The organism is Streptomyces sp. NPDC091972, from assembly GCF_044756385.1.
GTDB lineage: Bacteria > Actinomycetota > Actinomycetes > Streptomycetales > Streptomycetaceae > Streptomyces.
On record NZ_JBIVSV010000019.1, the window covers coordinates 39,903 to 61,035 of the forward strand.

The window sequence follows — 21,133 nt, forward strand, 5'->3', positions numbered from 1 at the left end:
ACTGAGTAGTGGATCAGCCCGGCGAAAGAGCCGGGTGGTCCACCGATCACCACGATGAACGAGGTACGGACTTCATGAACGACCACATCCACTCCGAGGGCTCGGGCGAGGAGCACGACCACGGGGCGCTTGGCGACGCCGAGTACGCGGAGTTCATGGAGCTCGCCGCGGAAGAGGGCTTCGACATCGAGGACGTCGAGGGCGCCATCGAGGCGGCCGGTCACGGTCCGCTGCCCGTGCTCGCCGTCGTCGGGCGCCCGAACGTCGGCAAGTCGACTCTGGTGAACCGCATCATCGGGCGCCGCGAGGCCGTCGTGGAGGACAAGCCCGGCGTCACCCGTGACCGCGTCACCTACGAGGCCGAGTGGGCGGGGCGCCGCTTCAAGGTCGTCGACACCGGCGGCTGGGAGCAGGACGTCCTCGGCATCGACGCCTCCGTGGCGGCGCAGGCCGAGTACGCCATCGAGGCCGCCGACGCCGTCGTGTTCGTCGTGGACGCCAAGGTGGGTGCCACCGACACCGACGAGGCGGTGGTACGACTGCTGCGCAAGGCCGGCAAGCCCGTGGTGCTGTGCGCCAACAAGGTCGACGGGCCGAGCGGGGAGGCCGACGCCTCCTACCTGTGGTCCCTCGGGCTCGGCGAGCCGCACCCCGTCTCCGCGCTGCACGGCCGGGGCACCGGCGACATGCTCGACGCCGTCCTGGAGGCCCTGCCGGAGGCGCCCGAGCAGAGCTTCGGCGGCGCCGGGATCGGCGGCCCGCGCCGGATCGCGCTGATCGGCCGCCCGAACGTCGGCAAGTCCTCGCTGCTGAACAAGGTGGCCGGCGAGGAGCGGGTCGTCGTCAACGAGATGGCCGGCACCACCCGCGACCCCGTCGACGAGCTGATCGAACTCGGCGGTGTCACCTGGAAGTTCGTCGACACCGCCGGTATCCGCAAGCGGGTCCACCTCCAGCAGGGCGCCGACTACTACGCCTCGCTGCGCACCGCCGCCGCCGTCGAGAAGGCCGAGGTGGCGGTCATCCTGATCGACGGCTCCGAGTCCATCTCGGTCCAGGACCAGCGGATCGTCACCATGGCCGTCGACGCGGGCCGTGCGATCGTCATCGCCTACAACAAGTGGGACACCCTCGACGAGGAGCGCCGCTATTACCTGGAGCGGGAGATCGAGACCGAGCTCGGCCAGGTCGCCTGGGCGCCGCGCGTCAACGTCTCCGCGCGCACCGGCCGGCACATGGAGAAGCTGGTCCCCGCGATCGAGACCGCTCTGGCGGGCTGGGAGACGCGGGTCCCGACCGGCCGCCTGAACGCCTTCCTCGGTGAGCTGGTCGCCGCCCACCCGCACCCGATCCGGGGCGGCAAGCAGCCGCGCATCCTCTTCGGCACCCAGGCCGGCACCAAGCCGCCGCGGTTCGTGCTCTTCGCCTCCGGCTTCATCGAGGCGGGCTACCGGCGCTTCATCGAGCGCCGGCTGCGCGAGGAGTTCGGCTTCGAGGGCACCCCGATCCACATCTCGGTGCGGGTGCGCGAGAAGCGCGGTGCGAAGAAGAAGTGACGTCCGCATGAGGAAGGGCGGCCCCGCCGGGGCCGCCCTTCCTCATGCGTCAGGTTCCTTTGCGGGGGCCGGGTGGCAGCGCCGCCGGGACGTGGTGCATCCGGCCGTGCTGCTGCCCGACGTGTCCCACCCGCTGCCACTGCGACTGCTGGCGGGCGCTGAACGCCCCCGCGCTGTAGGCGCTGTACGAGCTGCTGAACGAGCCCGAGGCGTGCGGGATGTTCCCGAACGCGGTGAAGCCCAGCTCCTCCTCGCCGCTGCGGTCACCCGGCAGCGAACGGAAGGTCTTGACGTACTCGGAGTAGAGCGCGTCGTAGATCGGCGTGGCCGATGGTCCGCCGGAGGACCGGCGCGGAGCGTCGTATGGGTGCACGTATGTCCAAACGACACCGGGACCTCGGGGATGCGGTTCGCCGTGATCCCTCAGCCGGCGCTCACGTGCCCGCGAGCGGCATCGCGGCCGCGACCAGCTTGCCGTTCGCGGCGGCCTTGTCCAGCGCGTCCCGCAGCAGGTCCTCGCGGGGCTGCCGTCCGATGGACCCCACCGGCGCGGCGAACATCAGCACCTGCTGGTGCTTGTTGGCGGCGGCGCGCCAGCTCTCGGTGACCTGGAGCGGCTGGTGCGCCTGCCACCAGGCCACCGGCTGCCCGCCGCCCGCCGACGGCTGGAGCACCGCGTGCAGTTGTCCCACCGCCAGCAGCACCGACCACCCGTGCAGCACCGGCGGCACCGACTCGATCGCCGTCAGCGGCATGAACCCCTGCTCGATCAGCAGCGGCAGGAAGTCGTCGCCGCGTCCCGTGGCACCCGGCCGCGCGATCGGCCCGGTCGGCTCCACGACCAGCGCCGGGTGCAACTCCCCGGCGATCAGGACGAGTCCGCTGGTCACCCCGAGCACCGCCTGCTGGGGTACGACCTTGTCCGGCTCCAGGTCGACGGTGTCGCCGGTGATGGACTTCACCGCGCCCTGGAGTTGCTCCTCGGTGACCTGGACGACCTGGGAGGGCAGGCAGGTGGCGTGGGCGAAGGCCAGCACGGCGGTCTCGTCGCCGATGAACAGGACGGTGCTGGTGCGCTCCTGTTCGGAGTCGCCCTGGGTGCGGCAGGACGTGCAGTCGTAGCTGCCGGGGGCGTTCTCTCCGGCGAGCAGCCGGTCGGCTTCTTCGTCGCCGATCTCAGCGCGTACCTCGTCGCTGACGTCGAGCATGCGCGGCACGGGTGGCTCCCTCGGGAAGTGGTGCGTGGCGGGACCGGGTGGCTCCCGGCCCGTGAACCGGGCGGTCCCGGGCTCATGAAGATGACAACGGGTGATCTGTGGCGGGAGTCACGCTCCACGGCGAACGGAATCGAACCATCCACAGCGCAGGGTCACAGTTCGTGCGGAATTCGGCACTCACCGTCAACACCCGGGAAAGGTAGGGGAGTTGGGTGCGTGAAGTGGGTCACAGATCGCCATGGCGCTTGGTCGACAAATCAGGAAATCAGGGAATGAAGTGGGTGGCCGGAAATCGCCGATACCAGCGGTAACGGCGAACTGGCCTGGAATGACAAGGAGTTGGTTGATACCGGCCGGTCGGCCTCTCTACATTCCTCCGCCGTGTGCAGCGAGCACCGCTCGGGTTCGTCCGTCGGCGCACGAAGCCGTACCTCGCACCACCTCCGGCGGACGGGGCGGAGCGCGACCGCCCGGCCCCTGTGCCGGGAGCGCGTTCCGTCTTGGGGGACCCCGAGTCCTTCGAGAGGGGATCACATGTCCGAATGTGCGCATACCGGGCGCGACAGCGCTCGTAGGACCCGGACCACCGCGGCCCTCGCCGGGGCCGCCCTCCTCGCCCCCCTCGGGCTGCTGGCCGCGGCCGGCAACTCGGTGGCCGCGGACGGCGGGGTGTGGGACCGCATCGCCCAGTGCGAGAGCGGCGGGAACTGGCACATCAGCACCGGCAACGGCTACTACGGCGGACTCCAGTTCTCCGCCGGCACCTGGCGCGCGTACGGCGGCACGGCCTACGCGCCCACCGCCGACCAGGCCACCAAGTCACAGCAGATCGCGGTCGCCACCAAGGTCCAGCGCGCCCAGGGCTGGGGAGCCTGGCCGACCTGCTCGGCCCGCGCCGGCGCGTACGGCAGCGCCCCCGCGGCCTCCTCGGACCCGGCGCGGACCTCGTCCGCGGGCAAGGCCGCTCCCGCCGAACAGGAGAAGGCACCCGCCCGTTCGCAGAACCGCACCGACCGCGGTGCCTCCCGCGGCGACTACACCGTCCGCGCGGGCGACACGCTGAGCGAGGTCGCCGCCCGGCACGGGACCACCTGGCAGAAGCTCTACGCCGCCAACAAGGCCGTCATCGGCGCCGATCCCGACGTGATCGTGCCCGGTCAGCGCCTGGAGATCTGAGTGCCCCACGCACGGGCACGGGGTCCCGTCCGGTCCTGCGACCGGGCGGGGCCCCGGGGCGTGCGGGCGCACAGGGCGGTCAGGGCCGCCCGGGCCGCAGCTCCGCCGCCTCACCGCTGAAGACCACCGCACCGCGCCGCAGTTCGTACACGATCGCGGTCCGGCGGTGCAGCGCGGGCGGGATCCGCTGCTCGGCCACGACCACGCACGCGTCCAGCGCGCCGAGGAGTTCGTACGTGCGGGCCGCGACCGCGGGGGACATGCCCTGCGCGGGTTCGTCGACGAGCACCACGCGCGCGCGTGCCAGCAGGGCGCGGGAGAGCGCGAGCATGCGCTGCTCGCCGCCGGAGAGGGTGCCGGCGCGGCGGGCCAGCAGGGGGGCGAGCTGCGGGTAGGCGTCCAGGGCCGGGTCGGGGTCGGGGGCGGCGAGTTCGAGGTTCTCGCGGACGGTGAGGGTGCCGAACACCGCCTGCCGCTCGGGGACCAGGCACAGACCGCGCCGGGCCCGCTCGTACGCCGGTACGCGGGTCACGTCGACGCCGTCCCACAGCACGCTGCCGTCGGTGAGCGGCACCGTCCCGGCCAGGGCGCGCAGTGCCGTCGTACGGCCGGAGCCGTTGCGGCCCAGCAGGACGGTGAGGCCGGGACCGGGCGCGGTGAGGGTGACGCCGTGCAGGGCCTCCAGGGGGCCGTAGCGCACGCGCGCGTGGCGCAGGGCCACGGCGGTCCTCGCGGTCCTCGCGGTCATACGGCGGTCTCCCGGGCGTCGAGCGCGTCCAGCACGTGGGCCGGAGGACCGGAGGCGATGACCCGGCCCGCAGTCATGACGTGGACGACGTCCGCGAGGTCGGCGACCAGGTCGAGGTCGTGCTCGACCAGGAGGAGGGCGGTGCCGTCCGCCGCGAGGGCCCGCAGGACGCGGGTCAGGGCGGTCACCTCGGCGGTGTCCAGGCCGGCGGCGGGTTCGTCGAGGAGGAGGACGTGGGGGGAGCCGGCGAGGGCCCGGGCGAGTTCCACGCGGCGGAGGGTGCCGGTGGGCAGGCCGGCGGCGGGGGCGTCGCGCAGGCGGCCGTGCAGACCGAACAGCCTCAGGGCGCGGTCCGGCGCTGCCGGGTCCGGGACCCGTCCCTGTTCCGCGCCCACCTGGATGTTCTCGGCCACGGTCAAGGTCGGGAAGACGGCGAGTTGCTGGAAGGTGCGGGCGATGCCGAGGCGGGTGCGGGCGTGGGCGGAGAGGTGGGTGATGTCGCGGTCGGCGTAGCGGACCTGGCCTCGGGTGGGGCGGATCGTTCCTGCCAGGCAGTGGAACAGCGTGGACTTCCCGGCGCCGTTGGGGCCGATGATCGCGGTGATGCGGCCGGGTGGGACGGTCAGGTCGACTCCGGCGAGCGCGGTGAAGCCGTCGTAGCGGGCGTGGAGGTCGTGGGCGGTGAGGACTGGCCGGCCGCCGGCCGGGTTCGTGCACCCACCCGCACCACCCGTGCCGCGTTCACGGTCGGGTGCGCGTGACCCCTGTGAGGGTGGAGCGCCGTCGGCGGGGGCGGGCGTGCCCATGCGGGCGGCGTTCTCGGCGGGCGCGGGTGCGGTGGTGCCGTTTGCGGGGGTGAGGCCCTGTGCGGGCGCCGGCCCATGTGCGGGGGCGCGGAGGGGTGGCCTGTGGAGATGTCGTCTCACCCTGGCTCCCGAAGGGGTGAGGACCGCCGGGCCGGTCGGCCTCAGCCGCACCCTCAGTGCTCGTACCGCCTCGTACGGTCCCCCGGGGAAGCGGCCCACCAGTACCGCCAGCACGCCGATCAGCGCCGCCGCGACCCCGCCGCGCGCCCCCGCGTCCAGGCCGACCAGCAGAGCCGCGGCCGCCAGGGCGCCCAGGGTGCTGTCGGCGCCCAGGACGACCACCGCGGCGAACCAGAGGAGGCCGCGGACGGGGTCGTAGGCGGTGGGGTCGAAGGCGCGCAGGCCCATGCCGAGCATGCCGCCGCCCAGGGCGGCCAGCGCGGCGCCCGCCACGAAGGCGAGCAGCTTCAGGGCGGGGACCCGGACGCCCGCGGCCGAGGCCCCGGACTCGTGGTCGCGCAGGGCGGCCAGGGCCCGGCCCGTGCGGCCCCTGCGCAGCGCGCGGGTCGCCAGCAGGGCGAGCGCCAGCAGGGCCAGCTCCAGGACGTAGTACGCGCGGTCGCCGTCGAAGCCGTGGGGGCGGTCCAGGGACAGGCCGGAGGTGGCGTACGGCTGGGCGAAGACGAAGCGGCTCACCCCGACGCCGACCGCGAAGGTCGCGAGGGCCAGCGCGAGACCCCGGCGGGTGATCGCCGGCCAGCCCGTCAGCAGGCCCAGGGGGGCCACCAGGACGACCGCCGTCGCCAGCGCGGCCAGTTCCGGCAGGCGGGGCAGGCCGGGGAAGCGGCCCGCCGCCAGCAGAGCCGTGAACAGGGCGCCCAGGCCGGCGTAGGCCGCCTGGCCGAGGGAGATCTGGCCGCCTCTGCCGGTCACGACCACCAGGGAGAGCAGCACCACGCCCAGCGCCGGGACCTGGACCGACGTGTGCAGGTCCGAGCCCGCGAAGCCCAGCGGGAGCAGGAACAGCACCGCCGCGACGATCCACGCGCCCGGCGGCGTGGGCACGCGCGCGGTGGCCGTCCGCGGGAGCACGTCCCGGGTGCCGACGCCGGGCAGGGCCAGGGCCGCGACGAGGAGGGCCACGACGAACAGGTTCGACCCCACCGCCTGGAGCAACGGCTCGAAGCGGCCCGAGGGGTGCAGCCGGGTGAGCTGGCTCTGCGCCACCCCGACGGCCAGCGCCGCCACCACCGCCACCGGCAGGCTGCGCATGCGCGCGACCACCGCGACCGCCACCACCTCCATGACGAGCAGGGGCAGCCCGTACGGGTCCAGGCGGACGTAAGGAGCCAGCAGCACGCCCGTCAGGCCCGCCGTGAACGACCCGAACGCCCAGCCGGCCGCCGCCACCCGGTCGGCGTCGATCCCGCCGAGCACGGCCAGCCCGCGGTCGTCCACGACGGCCCGCAGCTCCCGCCCGAAACGCGTCCAGCGGATCACGCCCCCGACGCCCGCCGCCAGGACCAGGACCACCGCGAGCTGCCCCCACGGGTCCGCCGGCACCAGCTCCGGGGCGTCGTCCCGGGCGCCCTGGCCCCACAGCAGCGCGGCCCCGCCCACCAGCAGCACGAAGACGCCGAGCGAGGCCACCAGGGTCTGGGCGGGGTCGCCGCCCAGGACCGCCAGGGGCCGGAAGACGAACCGCTCCAGCAGCACGCCCAGGGCCGGCGCCAGGACCAGCAGGGTCGCCGCCGCCCCGGCCCACAGCGGCCAGCCCCACTCCACCACGCACTGCCGCAGTACGTACGCGCACACCATCGCGACCGCCCCGTGGGCGAAGTTCAGCACCCCGGTCGCCCGGTACGTCACGATCAGGCCGATCCCGGTGAGCGCGGCCGCGGCGCCGACCGACAACCCGGCGAGGGTCAGGTCGTAGGTCAGCGACGACATCAGTCGGTTTCCTCGACCGGCTCGCAGATCGGGCAGGGGCCCAGCTCGCCGCTCGCCAGCAGCTTGGCGTCCACCGGCACCGACTCCGCCTTCCCGGCGACCAGCGGACAGTCCGCGCGGTGCCAGAGGGTGCCGCCGGGCACCATCAGCAGGTCCCCGCTGACCGCCAGGGGCGCGCCGGCCGCCGTACCGGGCTCCCCCGCGGCTCCGGCGGGCTCCTCGGCGACCAGGAGGCCGTACAGCTCCTCGACGCGCGCGGCGGCGAGCGCGCCCCGGCCGTGGGTGAGGAGCACCGCCCCGGCGACGATCAGCGCGGCCCCGGGCACCGTGCAGGAGGCGAGGTAGGGCACCTGCCGCTCGGCGAAACGCTCACCCGAGACGCCGTACCAGCCGAGGACGCACAGCACCGCGCCCGCGGCGAGCGCGGCCCAGCCCGCCCACAGGACGGGGTGCACGGTCCGCAGTCGGGCTGTCCGCATCTCTGGCTCCCACATGTCGCATGCCTGTCCATGTAAGCCAATCGCTTGCACTATGCCTTCTTGAAGCTGACCCTGAAAGCACCGGGCGCACGTGGCCCGGACCGACACCCGGTGGTGAGCCAGATGGTTCTCGGGAGCGACCGCACGTGGGGGAACGGCAGCCGGGGGCTGGTGGCGGTGGGTTTCGCCCTCGCCGTGGCCCTCACGGCGTGCAGCGACGACAGCGGCGGCGGCAGCGAGAGCCCGCCCCCGACGCCTTCCGTGGAACGGACCGCACCGTCCGCGGCACCGTCGCCGAGCGGCCCCGCCGACGCGGCCGCCGCCCGGCGGGAGATCAAGGCGAACTGGGAGAAGTTCTTCGACCCGAAGACCTCCACCGAGGACAAGCAGGCCGTCCTGGAGAACGGCGACCGGATGGGTCCGGTGCTCCGGGCCTTCAGCGGCGACCAGCGCGGCGGACAGGTGCAGGCGCGGGTCACCGAGGTCGCGTTCACCGGGGCGACCGCGGCCGACGTGTCGTACACCCTGCTGCTGAACGGCGCCACCGCCCTGCCGGACGCCTCCGGGACGGCGGTCGAACAGGGCGGCACCTGGAAGGTCTCGGTCAACACCCTGTGCGCACTGGTCCAGTTGAGCGGCAATGCCTCCGCGTCGGCGCTTCCGGGCTGCTGAGGCCGCCCTCGCGGTCCTGCTGCTCGCGCTCGTCACGGCGTGCGGCAGCAGGCTGCCGGAGAGCGACTTCGAGCATCGCGAGCGGACGGCCCCCGTCCGGGACCGCACCCCGATCCGCGTCGGCATCGTCACCAGCGCCACCAGCCCGGTCGGCGGCAGCGCCTTCACCGGCCCGCGCGACGGCGCCAGGGTCTGGTTCGAGCGGCTCAACGCGCGCGGAGGCGTCGACGGCCGCCGCGTCGAGGTGCGCGCGTGCGACGACGGCGGCAGCGGGGTCGGCAACAACACCTGTGTGCACAGGCTGATCGACGAGGACAAGGTGGTCGCCCTGGTCGCCACCACCGTCCTCGACTACGCGGGCGCCTCCCGGGTCTCCCACGCGCGCGTGCCCGACATCGGTGGCCAGCCCATCGGTGCCGCCTACGACACCTGGCCGCACCTCTACGGCATCTACGGCAGCCTCGCGCCGCGCGACGGCACGACCGGCTGGGACGGGCAGCAGTACGGCGGCACCGAGGTCTACCGCTACTTCAAGCGCGAGCACGGGGCCCGCACGGCCGCCGTCGTCTCCTACAACCAGGCGGCGTCCGCCGCGTACGCCCGGCTCGTCGAGCAGGGGCTGCGGGCCGAGGGCTACAAGGTCGTCACCGAGCAGGTCGACTTCGCGCTGCCCAACTTCCGCGCCGTGGCGGCCGACCTGAAGGAGCAGGGCGCCGACCTCGTCTTCGACGCCGTCGACAGCCATGGCAACGCCCGACTGTGCGAGGCGATGGACGCGGCCGGCGTCGAGGTCACCGCCAAGGTCACCAACGTGCAGTCCTGGACGTCCACCGTCCAGGACGACTACAAGGACGCGCCGCGCTGCCGCAACGCCCTGTGGGCCACCGGATCCAGCCGCAACCACGAGGACACCGGGAACGCGGCCGTACGGGAGTTCAGGGACGCCACGAAGGGCCTGGAGACGCACTCCCAGTGGCAGTTGGAGGGCTGGGCGGCCGCCATGTGGTTCACGGACGCGGCGAAGTCCTGTGCGCCACAGGGCGTCACGCGCGCGTGCGTCGACGCCTTCATGAACCGCAGCCAGGAGTACACCGCGCACGGCCTGCTCGTCCCCGTACGGTTCGAGCGCCTGGCCGAGCCGCCGAGGTCCCGCAGGACCTGCCTCTCGGTGGCCCGCTGGCAGGACGGCCGGGGCTGGGTCTCCCAGGGCGACATGAACCGCACCTGCTTCGACGTTCCCCAACTGCCCTACCGGCAGTGAGCTCCCGCCCGTCACCGCGGTGAGCCGAAGAACTCCCTGATGTCACCGGCCAGCAGCTCGGGCACCTCCAGGGCCGCGAAGTGGCCACCGCGGTCGAACTCCGTCCAGCGGACGACGGTGTTGGCCTGCTCGGCCCAGCGGCGGACCGCCACGTCCTCGGCGAAGTTGGCCACCGCGGTCGGCACCCCGGAGCTCGACGTCGGGAACCAGTCCGGTACATGGCTGTTCTCGTAGTACATCCTGGCCGCGGAACCGGCCGTGCCGGTCAGCCAGTACAGCATCACGTTCGTCAGGAGGGTGTCGCGGTCGACCGCGTCCTCCGGCAGCACGGCCGAGGAGTGCGTCCACGCCTGGAACTTCTCCATGATCCAGGCCAGTTGGCCGACCGGCGAGTCGGTGAGGCCGTACGACAGGGTCTGCGGGCGGGTCGACTGGAGGGCGTTGTAGCCGAAGCCGTCCGTGGTGAAGTCGGCGATGCTCGCGAGGCTCCTCAGCTCGCGTTCGGTCAGTCCCGCGCGGGCCTCCTCGTCGACCGGGCCGAGCGGGATGAAGCCGACGGAGGCGGCGTTCACATGGACGCCGACGACCGACTCCGGCGCGATCCGGGCGAGCGCGGGGGAGATCAGCGCGCCCATGTCGCCGCCCTGGGCGCCGTAGCGCTCGTAGCCGAGCCTGCGCATCAACTCCGCCCAGGCGCGGGCGACCCGGTTGACGTTCCAGCCCTTCTCGCGGGTGGGGCCGGAGAAGCCGAAGCCCGGGATGGACGGGATCACCAGGTGGAAGTCCTCGCGCAGCGGGCCGATCACGCCGAAAAACTCCACGACCGACCCCGGCCAGCCGTGCGTCAGGATCAGCGGCAGGGCGTCCGGGCGGGACGAGCGGATGTGCAGGAAGTGCACCTGGGCGCCGTCGATCTCGGTGACGAACTGCGGGAGTTCGTTCAGGGCCGCCTCGTGCTCGCGCCAGTCGTACGCGCCCCGCCAGTAGGCGGCGAGATCGCGGAGGTAGGGCAGGGAGGCGCCGTACTCCCAGCCCGCGTCCGGGAGTTCGTCCGGCCAGCGGGTGAGGTCCAGGCGGGTGTGCAGGTCGTCGAGCTGCGCCTGCGGGATGTCGATCCGGAAGGGACGGATCCGACCGGTCTCACGGCTCTCACGGTTCTCTGCGGTCGCGCTGTGGTCTGCCATGAGTCCAAGGTAGGAGGGCTTGCGGACAGTTGCTGTCCGCAATGGCTGGCAGACTCGGCACCATGTTGGAGACCTCGGCACGACTCCTGCGCCTGCTCTCGCTCCTGCAGGCCCACCGCGAATGGTCCGGCGCCGACCTCGCCGACCGCCTCGGCGTCACCCCGCGCACCGTCCGCAGGGACGTGGACCGGCTGCGCGAGCTCGGCTATCCCGTCAACGCCAGCCCCGGCACCGGCGGCGGCTACCAGCTCGGCGCGGGCGCGGAACTGCCCCCGCTGCTGCTCGACGACGACGAGGCCGTCGCGGTCGCCGTCGGCCTGCGCACGGCCGCGGGCCAGGGCATCGAGGGCATCGGCGAGACCTCGGTGCGGGCCCTCGCCAAGCTGGAGCAGGTCCTGCCGGGCCGGCTGCGCCGCCGGGTGGGCGCCCTGAACGCCTTCACGGTGCCGATGCTCCGCGGCCCGGAACCGGATGCCGTCGACCCCGGCGTCCTCACCGAGCTCGCCAACCTGTGCCGGGACGCCGAGCGCCTGCGCTTCGAGTACGCCGACCACGGCGGCACCCCGAGCCGCCGCAGCGTCGAACCGCACCGCCTGGTGTGCAGCGAGCGGCGCTGGTACCTGGTCGCCTGGGACCTGGACCGGGACGACTGGCGGACCTTCCGCGTCGACCGGATCACCCCGAAGCCGCCGCACGGCCCGCGGTTCGTGCCGCGCACCCCGCCCGCCGAGGACCTCGCCGCCTATGTCTCGCGGGGTGTCTCCACGCGCGCGTACGCCGCGCACGCGGTCGTGCGGCTGCTGGTGTCCAAGGAGCGGGCCGCCGAGCGGATCTCACCGAGCGCCGGGGTGCTGGAGGCGGAGGGGCCCGACAGCTGCATCCTGCGCACCGGGGCGTCGAGCCTCGACGTGATGGTGATCCACGTGATGATGACGGGCTTCGACTTCGAGGTGCTGGAGCCGGCCGAGCTGACCGAGGCGATCAGGACGGCTCACGACCGCCTCGCTCGCTCGCTTGCTCGCTCTTCGGCTCGGGCTGCGGAGCCAGCGCCGCGTACTCCGGATGGTGCAGGTCGAACGCCGGGGACTCGGAGCGGATCTTCGGCAGCGTCGTGAAGTTGTGCCGGGGCGGCGGGCAGGAGGTGGCCCACTCCAGGGAGCGGCCGAAGCCCCAGGGGTCGTCGGTCTCCACCGGCACGCCGTACCTGGCGGTCTTCCAGACGTTGTAGAGGAACGGCAGCGTCGAGGCACCGAGCAGGAACGCGCCGATCGTCGAGATGGTGTTCAGGGCCGTGAAGCCGTCGGCCGCGAGGTAGTCGGCGTAGCGGCGGGGCATGCCCTCGGCGCCCAGCCAGTGCTGGACCAGGAACGTGGTGTGGAAGCCGACGAACAGCGTCCAGAACTGGATCTTGCCGAGCCGCTCGTCGAGCATCTTCCCGGTGAACTTCGGCCACCAGAAGTACAGCCCGCCGAAGATCGCGAAGACGACCGTGCCGAACACGACGTAGTGGAAGTGCGCCACCACGAAGTAGGTGTCCGAGACGTGGAAGTCCAGCGGCGGCGAGGCCAGCAGCACCCCGGTCAGACCGCCGAAGAGGAACGTCACCAGGAAGCCGGTGGCCCACAGCATCGGCGTCTCGAAGGACAGCGAGCCCTTGATCATCGTCCCGGTCCAGTTGAAGAACTTCACGCCCGTCGGGACGGCGATCAGGAAGCTCATGAAGGAGAAGAACGGCAGCAGCACCGCGCCGGTGACGAACATGTGGTGCGCCCACACCACGACCGACAGTCCGGTGATCGACATCGTCGCCGCGACCAGCGTCAGGTAGCCGAAGATCGGCTTGCGGCTGAAGACCGGGATGATCTCCGTGATGATCCCGAAGAACGGCAGCGCGATGATGTACACCTCGGGATGCCCGAAGAACCAGAACAGGTGCTGCCACAGCAGCGCCCCGCCGTTGTCGGCCTCGAACACCTGCGAGCCGAAGCGCCGGTCGGCCTCCAGGACCAGCAGCGCGGCCGCGAGGACCGGGAACGCCAGCAGGATCAGGATCGACGTGAACAGCGTGTTCCAGGTGAAGATCGGCATCCGGAACATGGTCATGCCGGGCGCGCGCATCCCGATGATCGTGGTGATGAAGTTGACCGCGCCGAGGATCGTGCCGAAGCCGGCCAGCGCGAGGCCCATGATCCACAGGTCGGGGCCGACGCCGGGGGAGTGCGCGGAGTCGTTCAGCGGCGCGTAGGCGAACCAGCCGAAGGCGGCCGGACCGGACGGCACGAGCAGCGACCCCGTCACGATCAGGCCGCCGAACAGGAAGAGCCAGTACGACAGCATGTTCAGCCGGGGGAACGCCACGTCCGGGGCGCCGATCTGGAGCGGCATCAGCTCGTTGGCGAAACCGGCGAAGCTGGGGGTCGCGAACAGCAGCAGCATGACCGTGCCGTGCATCGTGAAGAGCTGGTTGAACTGCTGGTTGTCCACGATCTGAAGCCCCGGCCGGGCGAGTTCCGCGCGCATCAGCAGCGCCATGACCCCGCCGACCAGGAAGAACACGAATGATGTGATCAGGTAGAGGTGACCGATCTTCTTGTGGTCGGTCGTGGTCAGCCAGTCCACGATCAGCCGCCCGTGCCGCTCGGTCCGCACGGGTCGTGCCGTGGCCTGCACGGTCTGCGTCCCCATCGCTCGCCCCTTCGCTCGGCTCACGCCATGATGCTCGGCCGTCGTGCGCGGCGACAGAGGGCGTAAGGGGGTTCTGTGTCGGAACCGTGTAATTCCTATGCGCGGCGGACCGTCATGACCCTGTCCGGAATCGGTGGGAAAACAGGTGCGGGCCAGTCCTCGGGCAAGCCTTCCCGGGACGCATTCGTGGAAGTCGTACGCCGCGCGGGAATTGCGTTCGAATACGCGCGGAAGGGCGGGGGAAACGCCCGTCCGTGTGACGCAGCGCGAGGGAAACGGGTGACGGCATCCTGTGACAGAAGCGTGACAGGGGGCGGGCGGGATCCGGACTTCCGCGGCCGCCGGGCAGGGCCTAGCGTGGCCGTATGGCATCCATTCCGACACCGCCCGCCGAACCCCAGGACAGCCCGGACACCTACCTCGGCCTCGACTCCGACTCCGCCGAGCGGATCGCGCGTGAGCGGGGCTGGTCCACGGTCCGGTCGCTGCCGCCGGGGGCGATCATCACGATGGAGTACCGCGCGGGCCGGCTGAACTTCGAGGTGAAGGACGGCCGCGTGGCACGGGCCTGGAAGGGCTGAACGGCATGACACGGGCCCCGGTTCCCTGTGGGGGAGCCGGGGCCCTGTCGTGCCCGGGGCGGCGGTGCGTACCGGCCCCGACGGTCGTGAGGCGGGTCAGCCGCCGGTCACCGGCCGGGTGGCCGGCGACGCCGTACCGCGCACGGTCCGGTCCGGGTGCGGCGGGCGGCGGCTGCCGGCCGGGGTGACCGGGGTGCGCTCCGAGCGGGCGGTGTGCGGGCCCGGCGACAGATAGGCGGGTGACCTGGGGCCGCGCGCCGGGGCGGTGGCCTCGCGGGCCGCCGTCTCGTTCTGCGGGGCCGTGAGCGGCTTGAGGCGGGCGGGCGCGGGCGCGGTGACGGGGGTGACCGGGGCCGGGGCCTTCGCGCCGCCGCGGGACCGCCAGCGGTCGCGCAGGTCGAAGGCGTAGTCCTCGGTGCGGGCGATCAGCGGCTCGAACCAGGGCAGCGCGAGCAGGATCAGCAGACCGGCGACCCAGCCCAGCAGGACGTCGCTCAGCCAGTGCGTACCGAGGTAGACGGTGGCCATGCCGACGCCCAGCGAGGTCACCGCGGAGATCGCGGAAAGCCAGCGGCGGGCTCTCGGGGTGGAGGCCAGATACGCCAGAATTCCCCAGGTCACCACGGCGTTGGCGGTGTGGCCGCTGGGAAATATATCGCCGCCCAGGCCCATCTCGTTGGAGCCGATGACGGTCGCGTAGTGCGGTCCGAGCCGTCCCATGCCGTACTTGGCGGCGCCGACCGTGATGTTCAGCAGCAGCAGCGAGGTGCCCAGGGTCAGCAGCGGGCGCAGGGTGTGCTGCCGCCAGGAGCGCCAGCCCAGCCAGGCCGCGACCATCACCGCGGTCGGGCCGCGCTGGCCCAGTACCACGTAGTAGTCGACGAACCAGTGGATGGAGGCCCACTGCTGGTACGGCCGGAAGAACATGACCTGCCAGTCGAGGCGGACCAGCCACGAGGTGGTCACCACCAGCCACACGATCGCCAGGTAGAACGCCAGGGCGGCGACCACGAGGACGGTCCGGTGGCGGCTCGCCCGAGGCACGCTGAGGTGGGCCGGCCGTTCCGGCTCACGGTCCAGCCTGGCGAACACCCGGTCCAGACGGGTGGGGTTTCGTTCGGTACGCACCCAATCGACGTTACAGCGAGTGAGCTCTGTTCCCTGGCGAATCAGCGGCTTTGTGATGACGATGTGATGTGGGATTCCTCTCAGGCGGGGCCCTATTTCCAGGGATTCCGCAAAGGCGGGCGGCTGCGCCCTTCAATTCTTTTGATCATTCCGGGTGGCGGTTTTATGGCCCTTATGAATTCGTTCACCGAATCATGGGGCGGAATTCTCCGGGCGCTCATCGACGCCCGGAGTGGATCATGGCGGACCGGAGCCGTTCAGCCAGAAGGCGCCGTACAGCGCGGACACCAGGGCGACCAGGGCCACGATCGCGGCTGACCTGCGGGTCCGGGCCCGGGCGAGGGCCAGGGCGAGGGGGAACAGCAGGGGGAAGGCGGGCATCAGCAGGCGCGGTTTCGAGCCGAAGTAGCTCGACGCGCACAGGGCGAGCGCGGTGACGGCCCCGGTGTACACCAGGAGGGGCAGCGGCTGGCCCTGCCGTGCGCAGACGACGTACAGCCACACCACGAGCCCGACACCGACGATCAGGCCGGCCCCCGCCAGAGCCGAGGGGAACGACGTGAACTTGTCGGCGACGAAGCGGGCGAAGGCGTACCCGCCGTCGAATCCGTTGCGCCAGCCCGCCTGCACGTCGAGATAGCCGAGCGGGCCCTGGCCGGTGCGGTGCCCCACCCACAGGACGTAGGCGGCGGTGCCGAGCGGAGCGAGGGCCATGCCCAGGGCGCGCCGGGCCGGGACGGCCGTCCGGTCGGCGCCCGCGCCGGGGGCCCGCCGGTCCCGCAGGAACGCGGCGATGCCCGCAGCCCACACCGCCGCGACCACCGCGAGACCCACCGGGCGGGTCAGGCCCGCCAGACAGGCCGTCAGGCCCGCCGTCACCCAGCGGCCGGTCAGCACCGCGTACAGCGACCAGGCCGCCAGGGCCGTGAACAGCGACTCGCTGTACGCCATCGACTGGACGATCCCGACGGGCACGACCGCGTACAGCAGGGCAGCGCAGACGCCCGCCCGACGGCCGTACACATGGTCCGCGACCGCGAAGATCCCCCAGGCCGCGGCCAGGGACGCGAGCAGCGAGACCGTGAAGCCCGCGTCGGCGTACGACAGCGGGGTCGTCGCGGACAGCAGCCGCTCCAGCCACGGAAGGAGGGGGAAGAAGGCCAGGTTGGAGTGCACGTCCCCGTTGGGCAGCCGCACCTCGTAGCCGTAACCGAGCTCGGCGACCCTCGTGTACCAGAGGGCGTCCCAGCGGGCGGTCAGCAGGGTGTACGCGTTCTTGTCGCGCGCGGCGCTCCACAGGGCCAGCGCGAGCAGGCCCAGGGCGCGGACGGCCGCGTAGCCGAGCAGGGCCGGGGCGGCTCGGCGCAGGGCCGGTTCGGTGCGCGTTCCAAGATCGGTCACGGGTCCGATTATCGACCGGCCGCCGCACCCGCCCGTCCGCCGGGCGGTGGCGACAGGCGGGAGAAGTGGCGCACGCCACACGTGTTCCGTCCGAAGTGTGAGAGGTCCGCCACTGGGCCTGGACGTGAACTCGCGTACCCTGACGTGTCACCCGCCGTTCGCTGCGCGGGCCGGAGACCACCGCTCCTCTCCGGCCGAGAGCATGGGGAGTCCCCACCCCGTGCGCCCGCCGAACGCGAGGGAACATCTGGGAGGTACGTACATGTCCGGGACGACCACGGCCGCCGTCGCGCTGCGCCGTCGGGCGGCCGGGGCCGGTGCAAACCGCTGGGTCGTCCTGGTGGTCCTCTGCGTGAGCCTGCTCCTGGTCGCCCTCGACGCGACCGTGCTGCACGTGGCGGTGCCCGCCGTCACCGAGGACCTCAAGCCCGGCGCGATAGAACTGCTCTGGATCGTCGACGTCTATCCGCTCGTCTGCGCCTCGCTGCTGATCCTCTTCGGCACGCTCGGCGACCGCGTGGGCCGCCGGAGAGTCCTCCTCCTCGGCTACGCCCTCTTCGGTGTCGCCTCCGGTGTCGCCGCCGTCGCGGACACCGCCCAGGTACTGATCCTCGCGCGGGCGCTGCTCGGCGTCGGCGGCGCGATGATCATGCCCGCGACGCTGTCCATCCTGCGCCAGGTCTTCCCCGACCGGCGTGAGCGGGCGCTCGCGATCGGCATCTGGAGCGCGGTCGCCGCGGTCGGCGCGGCCGTCGGACCGCTGCTCGGCGGCTTCCTGCTGGAGCACTTCTGGTGGGGCTCGGTCTTCCTCGTCAACATTCCGTTGATGCTGGTCAGCCTGCCGGTGGCCCGGCTGCTGCTGCCCGAGTCGAAGGGCAGCCGGGAGGGTCCCTGGGACGTGGTCGGCGCGCTGACGGCGGCCGCCGGGCTGTTCGCCCTCGTGCTCGGCGTCAAGCGGCTGGGCGCCGGGGACCTCGACGCGTTCACCGCTGTCCCGCTGCTCGTGGGCGCGGCCCTGCTCGTCCTCTTCGTACGGCGGCAGCGGCGGCTCACGCATCCCCTGGTGGACCTGCGGATGTTCGCGCGCCCCGCGTTCAGCACCTCGGTCGGCTGCATCGTGCTGGCGATGCTCGCGCTGGTGGGGCTCGAACTGATCGCGGCCCAGTACCTGCAACTGGTGCTCGACCTGTCCCCGCTGGAGACCGGTCTGCGGCTGCTGCCGCTGACGATCGCCGCGATGGCGGCGGGGCTGGCCGGGGCGCGGCTGCTGCGCAGGTTCGGGCCACGCCGGATGGTCAGCGCCGGGTTCTGTCTCACGGCCCTGGCCGTGCTGCTGCTCACCGCGATGGGCGACGCGGACAACACGGGCCTGCTGGTGGCCGGGTTCGTGCTGCTCGGGTTCGGGCTGGAGACGACGTTGTTCGGGGCGTACGAGTCGATGCTCAGCGAGGCGCCGCCGGAGCAGGCGGGCGGGGCCGCGGCGATCGGCGAGACCTCGTACCAGCTCGGCGCCGGCATCGGGATCGCGCTGCTCGGCAGCGTGATGAACGCGGCGTACACGCCCGGTCTCTCGGGCGTGCCCGGGGTGCCGGAGTCGGCGTCCAGGTCGGCCGGTCACTCCCTGGGCGAGGCCTACGAGGTCGCCGGACGCCTCGGCGGGTCCGCGGGTGTGGCCCTGCGCCGGGCCGCCCAGGACTCCTTCGTGCACGGCCTGCACGTGACCTTGCTGGTGAGTGCCGGGTTGTTGCTGCTGGGCGCGGTGATGGCGCTGCGGCTGCCGCGCACGATGCAGTGTGGAGAGGCCCCGGCGGCCGTGGAGCTGCCGGCGCCCAGGGAAGTCGCGGAGTCACGCGTCTCGGCCTGACGGTGTCTGGCTGTGCGGGGGACCGCGCTGTAACGTCGGCCGCGCACCTTAATTAGCGCTGCTAGTTTCGAGCCGTTCGTCTGCCGGAGGATGTGCCATGCCCCCGTTCGACCCCGCCGACCCCCTCGACCCCGCCGACCCCCTCGGCCTCGACGACCTGCTGGAGCCGGAGGACCTGGCGATCCGGGAGACCGTGCGGACCTGGGCCGCCGACCGCGTCCTGCCCCGTGTCGCCGACTGGTTCGAGAAGGGCGAGCTGCCGGAGATCAGGGAACTCGCCCGTGAACTCGGGGAGATCGGCGCCCTCGGGATGTCGCTCAGCGGGTACGGCTGCGCCGGCGCCTCCGCCGTGCAGTACGGACTCGCCTGTCTGGAGCTGGAGGCCGCCGACTCCGGCATCCGCTCGCTCGTCTCCGTGCAGGGCTCGCTCGCCATGTACGCGATCCACCGGTTCGGCAGCGAGGAGCAGAAGCAGAACTGGCTGCCACGCATGGCCGCCGGTGAGGTGATCGGCTGCTTCGGCCTCACCGAACCCGACCACGGCTCCGACCCCGCCTCCATGCGGACCTACGCCAAGAAGGACGGCACGGACTGGGTCCTGAACGGGCGCAAGATGTGGATCACCAACGGGTCGGTCGCCGGGGTCGCCGTGGTGTGGGCGCAGACCGACGACGGGATCCGCGGTTTCGCGGTGCCGACCGGAACGCCGGGTTTCTCGGCGCCGGAGATCAAGCACAAGTGGTCGCTGCGGGCCAGCGTCACCAGTGAACTGGTCATGGACGACGTACGGCTGCCCGCCGACGCGGTGCTGCCCGAGGTCGTCGGGCTCAAGGGGCCGCTGAGCTGTCTCTCGCACGCCCGGTACGGGATCGTGTGGGGTGCCATGGGAGCGGCGCGGTCGTGTTTCGAGACCGCAGTGGACTACGCGAAGACGCGGGAGCAGTTCGGGCGGCCGATCGGGGGCTTCCAGCTCACCCAGGCCAAACTCGCCGACATGGCGGTCGAACTGCACAAGGGGATTCTGCTCGCCCACCATCTGGGGCGGCGCATGGACGCCGGCCGCCTGCGTCCCGAGCAGGTCAGCTTCGGCAAGCTCAACAACGTCCGCGAGGCCATCGAGATCTGCCGTACGGCGCGGACGATCCTCGGTGCCAACGGGATCTCCCTCGAATACCCCGTGATGCGGCACGCGACGAACCTCGAGTCGGTGCTCACGTACGAGGGCACCGTCGAGATGCACCAGCTCGTGCTGGGCAAGGCGCTCACCGGACTGGATGCCTTCCGGTGAACCCTGCTGGGGGCAGGGCCGGTGAGCGGCCCTGCCTCAGCTCTGGTTGAAGAAGCCGTCCGTGCGGTGCGCGGCGGGGTCGCCGTTCACGATCTCCGTGTTGGCGGGGGTCAGCAGGAACACCCGGGTGGACACGCGCTCGATGGAACCGCGCAGTCCGAAGATCAGCCCGGCCGCGAAATCGACGACGCGCTTGGCGTCACCGGCCTCCATCGCGGTGAGGTTCATGATGACGGGGACGCCGTCGCGGAACAGTTCGCCGATGGCGCGGGCGTCCCGGAAGCTGTCCGGGGTCACCGTGCCGATGCGACGGCCCTTCTCCTCGGCGACGTCCGAGGCCACCTTGACCCGTGGGTCGGTGACCCAGGCATCCCCGGGCTCGGTCCCTTCGGAGTATCCGTCGTCGTCGTAGTAACGCTCGTCATCGTTGTCGTCAACGAGGCCCAGCCAGGCACTCGCCTTGCGCACCGATCCCATGGACGCCTCCTCTCACAGCGGTTTCTCTTGCTTCTGTATCCCTATGGTCATCCATGATGCGGATCGCGCGCCAAGTGGATAGCCGCCGCGCGGGGGGTTTGTGACGGTACTGGTGCACAGCGAATACGTCGAGAGCCCAGGTACCCCAAGGGTCGCGTCCCATACGGCTGCTGACTGTGAGTGAAATATGATTCTTCACGGCGTACGGGTGAGGCGCGGGGCGTACGGGTGAACGCCACGCCCGGGGTGAATCCGCTGCTCAACGCCGTGCCGAGCACGGGGAATCGCTGTTCCCGGATTCGCCGGGCCGTCGCCGTCCGCTGCCGGGTACCGGTTCTGACGGTCGCTCAGGCGCACATGCGCGCGGTGAAGCGGACTTCTGGGAAATGAGAAACGCCGGGTGAGGGGTGGGCGCGTGTGAAGGCGGGGGTGTGCGTGAAGGCGGAGAAGGAGAACGCGAAAGGCGCCCCGCGGACGCGGGGCGCGCAGTGGGTCAGCTCAACAGGAAGAGGACCACACGCGACCGAGGTCGATGTGGGAGCGCTTGACCAGCCACTGCTGCGGATGCATGGGGCAAGTGGAACAGGCATTCGGTGCGGCGTCAACTGACTTGAGACGTACCGCCCACAGTGTGGACAACCTTGACAGTCCGGGGAAACA

General features: G+C 72.1%; 17 protein-coding genes and 1 pseudogene. 8 read left to right on the plus strand and 10 right to left on the minus strand.

From position 1 onward, the window contains the following. The first annotated feature begins 74 nt into the window (after positions 1-74). A complete protein-coding gene (der, locus tag ACIQJT_RS38395; RefSeq protein WP_365457328.1) occupies positions 75-1,556 on the plus strand; it encodes a ribosome biogenesis GTPase Der in 1,482 nt (493 codons plus the stop codon). A 49-nt stretch (positions 1,557-1,605) separates the two neighbouring features. Here der and ACIQJT_RS38400 read toward each other — a convergent pair whose 3' ends face one another. Together ACIQJT_RS38400 and ACIQJT_RS38405 are read right to left on the minus strand one after the other, a co-directional pair. Further along, positions 1,606-1,929, minus strand: coding sequence for a hypothetical protein (locus tag ACIQJT_RS38400; RefSeq protein ID WP_402650230.1), 324 nt, complete (start codon positions 1,927-1,929; stop codon positions 1,606-1,608). 61 nt (positions 1,930-1,990) lie between these two features. Then, the gene (locus ACIQJT_RS38405) at positions 1,991-2,773 is read right to left on the minus strand and encodes a hypothetical protein (RefSeq protein WP_365457334.1); all 783 of its coding nucleotides are present in this window, start codon (positions 2,771-2,773) and stop codon (positions 1,991-1,993) included. 534 nt (positions 2,774-3,307) lie between these two features. Here ACIQJT_RS38405 and ACIQJT_RS38410 point away from each other — a divergent pair. Next, complete coding sequence (locus ACIQJT_RS38410) at positions 3,308-3,949, plus strand: transglycosylase family protein (RefSeq protein WP_402650231.1); 642 nt, start codon at positions 3,308-3,310, stop codon at positions 3,947-3,949. 79 nt (positions 3,950-4,028) lie between these two features. On the opposite strand, the gene ACIQJT_RS38415 is transcribed toward ACIQJT_RS38410, so the two are convergent. From ACIQJT_RS38415 to ACIQJT_RS38425, 3 genes are read right to left on the minus strand one after another with little or no spacing between them, the layout of a single operon-like run. Next, entirely contained in the window at positions 4,029-4,697 is a 669-nt protein-coding gene (locus tag ACIQJT_RS38415) for an ABC transporter ATP-binding protein (protein ID WP_402650232.1), read from the minus strand. After that, the gene (locus ACIQJT_RS38420) at positions 4,694-7,453 is read right to left on the minus strand and encodes an ATP-binding cassette domain-containing protein (RefSeq protein WP_402650233.1); all 2,760 of its coding nucleotides are present in this window, start codon (positions 7,451-7,453) and stop codon (positions 4,694-4,696) included. The genes ACIQJT_RS38415 and ACIQJT_RS38420 overlap by 4 nt, the downstream gene beginning before the upstream one ends. Further along, entirely contained in the window at positions 7,453-7,932 is a 480-nt protein-coding gene (locus tag ACIQJT_RS38425; RefSeq protein ID WP_402650234.1) for a hypothetical protein, read from the minus strand. The genes ACIQJT_RS38420 and ACIQJT_RS38425 overlap by 1 nt, the downstream gene beginning before the upstream one ends. Before the next feature lie 111 nt (positions 7,933-8,043). Between ACIQJT_RS38425 and ACIQJT_RS38430 the strand changes: the two genes are divergently transcribed. Together ACIQJT_RS38430 and ACIQJT_RS38435 are read left to right on the plus strand one after the other, a co-directional pair. Next, positions 8,044-8,604, plus strand: coding sequence for a hypothetical protein (locus ACIQJT_RS38430; protein ID WP_402650235.1), 561 nt, complete (start codon positions 8,044-8,046; stop codon positions 8,602-8,604). After that, entirely contained in the window at positions 8,573-9,865 is a 1,293-nt protein-coding gene (locus ACIQJT_RS38435) for an ABC transporter substrate-binding protein (protein WP_402650236.1), read from the plus strand. Before ACIQJT_RS38430 ends, ACIQJT_RS38435 begins: the two co-directional genes overlap by 32 nt. A gap of 11 nt (positions 9,866-9,876) precedes the next feature. Here ACIQJT_RS38435 and ACIQJT_RS38440 read toward each other — a convergent pair whose 3' ends face one another. Further along, positions 9,877-11,049, minus strand: a complete 1,173-nt coding sequence (locus tag ACIQJT_RS38440; protein WP_402650237.1) for an epoxide hydrolase family protein — start codon at positions 11,047-11,049, stop codon at positions 9,877-9,879. A gap of 62 nt (positions 11,050-11,111) precedes the next feature. On the opposite strand from ACIQJT_RS38440, the gene ACIQJT_RS38445 reads away from it, so the two are divergent. Beyond that, positions 11,112-12,164 (plus strand): helix-turn-helix transcriptional regulator, encoded by a 1,053-nt coding sequence (locus tag ACIQJT_RS38445; protein ID WP_402650238.1) that lies wholly within the window; start codon positions 11,112-11,114, stop codon positions 12,162-12,164. A gap of 40 nt (positions 12,165-12,204) precedes the next feature. Here ACIQJT_RS38445 and ctaD read toward each other — a convergent pair. Then, positions 12,205-14,106 (minus strand): annotated as a pseudogene (gene ctaD, locus ACIQJT_RS38450) (cytochrome c oxidase subunit I); the annotation flags it as partial. Between ctaD and ACIQJT_RS38455 the strand changes: the two are divergent. Beyond that, positions 14,100-14,315 (plus strand): I78 family peptidase inhibitor, encoded by a 216-nt coding sequence (locus tag ACIQJT_RS38455; RefSeq protein WP_402650239.1) that lies wholly within the window; start codon positions 14,100-14,102, stop codon positions 14,313-14,315. The pseudogene ctaD and the gene ACIQJT_RS38455 sit on opposite strands and share 7 nt — an antisense overlap. Positions 14,316-14,411: 96 nt before the next feature. On the opposite strand, the gene ACIQJT_RS38460 is transcribed toward ACIQJT_RS38455, so the two are convergent. Further along, a complete protein-coding gene (locus ACIQJT_RS38460; RefSeq protein WP_365457364.1) occupies positions 14,412-15,443 on the minus strand; it encodes a phosphatase PAP2 family protein in 1,032 nt (343 codons plus the stop codon). Positions 15,444-15,680: 237 nt separating this feature from the next. Continuing rightward, a complete protein-coding gene (locus ACIQJT_RS38465; protein ID WP_402650240.1) occupies positions 15,681-16,844 on the minus strand; it encodes a mannosyltransferase family protein in 1,164 nt (387 codons plus the stop codon). Positions 16,845-17,106: 262 nt separating this feature from the next. Between ACIQJT_RS38465 and ACIQJT_RS38470 the strand changes: the two genes are divergently transcribed. Beyond that, positions 17,107-18,708 (plus strand): MFS transporter, encoded by a 1,602-nt coding sequence (locus ACIQJT_RS38470; RefSeq protein ID WP_402650241.1) that lies wholly within the window; start codon positions 17,107-17,109, stop codon positions 18,706-18,708. 97 nt (positions 18,709-18,805) lie between these two features. Next, positions 18,806-19,996, plus strand: a complete 1,191-nt coding sequence (locus tag ACIQJT_RS38475; protein ID WP_402650242.1) for an acyl-CoA dehydrogenase family protein — start codon at positions 18,806-18,808, stop codon at positions 19,994-19,996. A gap of 36 nt (positions 19,997-20,032) precedes the next feature. Here the strand turns inward: ACIQJT_RS38475 and ACIQJT_RS38480 are convergent, their stop codons facing one another. Next, positions 20,033-20,473: a cell division protein SepF gene (locus tag ACIQJT_RS38480; protein ID WP_037715589.1), complete on the minus strand. Its 441-nt coding sequence runs from the start codon at positions 20,471-20,473 to the stop codon at positions 20,033-20,035. Between the last annotated feature and the right edge of the window lie 660 nt (positions 20,474-21,133).

Coding starts and splice junctions, on each gene's coding strand:
- ACIQJT_RS38440 (WP_402650237.1), bottom strand. CDS start 11,049: ATGGCAGACCACAGCGCGACCGCAGAGAACCGTGAGAGCCGTGAGACC.
- ACIQJT_RS38455 (WP_402650239.1), top strand. CDS start 14,100: ATGGCATCCATTCCGACACCGCCCGCCGAACCCCAGGACAGCCCGGAC.
- ACIQJT_RS38425 (WP_402650234.1), bottom strand. CDS start 7,932: ATGCGGACAGCCCGACTGCGGACCGTGCACCCCGTCCTGTGGGCGGGC.
- ACIQJT_RS38415 (WP_402650232.1), bottom strand. CDS start 4,697: ATGACCGCGAGGACCGCGAGGACCGCCGTGGCCCTGCGCCACGCGCGC.
- ACIQJT_RS38420 (WP_402650233.1), bottom strand. CDS start 7,453: ATGTCGTCGCTGACCTACGACCTGACCCTCGCCGGGTTGTCGGTCGGC.
- ACIQJT_RS38435 (WP_402650236.1), top strand. CDS start 8,573: ATGCCTCCGCGTCGGCGCTTCCGGGCTGCTGAGGCCGCCCTCGCGGTC.
- ACIQJT_RS38470 (WP_402650241.1), top strand. CDS start 17,107: ATGTCCGGGACGACCACGGCCGCCGTCGCGCTGCGCCGTCGGGCGGCC.
- ACIQJT_RS38480 (WP_037715589.1), bottom strand. CDS start 20,473: ATGGGATCGGTGCGCAAGGCGAGTGCCTGGCTGGGCCTCGTTGACGAC.
- ACIQJT_RS38445 (WP_402650238.1), top strand. CDS start 11,112: ATGTTGGAGACCTCGGCACGACTCCTGCGCCTGCTCTCGCTCCTGCAG.
- ACIQJT_RS38410 (WP_402650231.1), top strand. CDS start 3,308: ATGTCCGAATGTGCGCATACCGGGCGCGACAGCGCTCGTAGGACCCGG.
- ACIQJT_RS38475 (WP_402650242.1), top strand. CDS start 18,806: ATGCCCCCGTTCGACCCCGCCGACCCCCTCGACCCCGCCGACCCCCTC.
- der (WP_365457328.1), top strand. CDS start 75: ATGAACGACCACATCCACTCCGAGGGCTCGGGCGAGGAGCACGACCAC.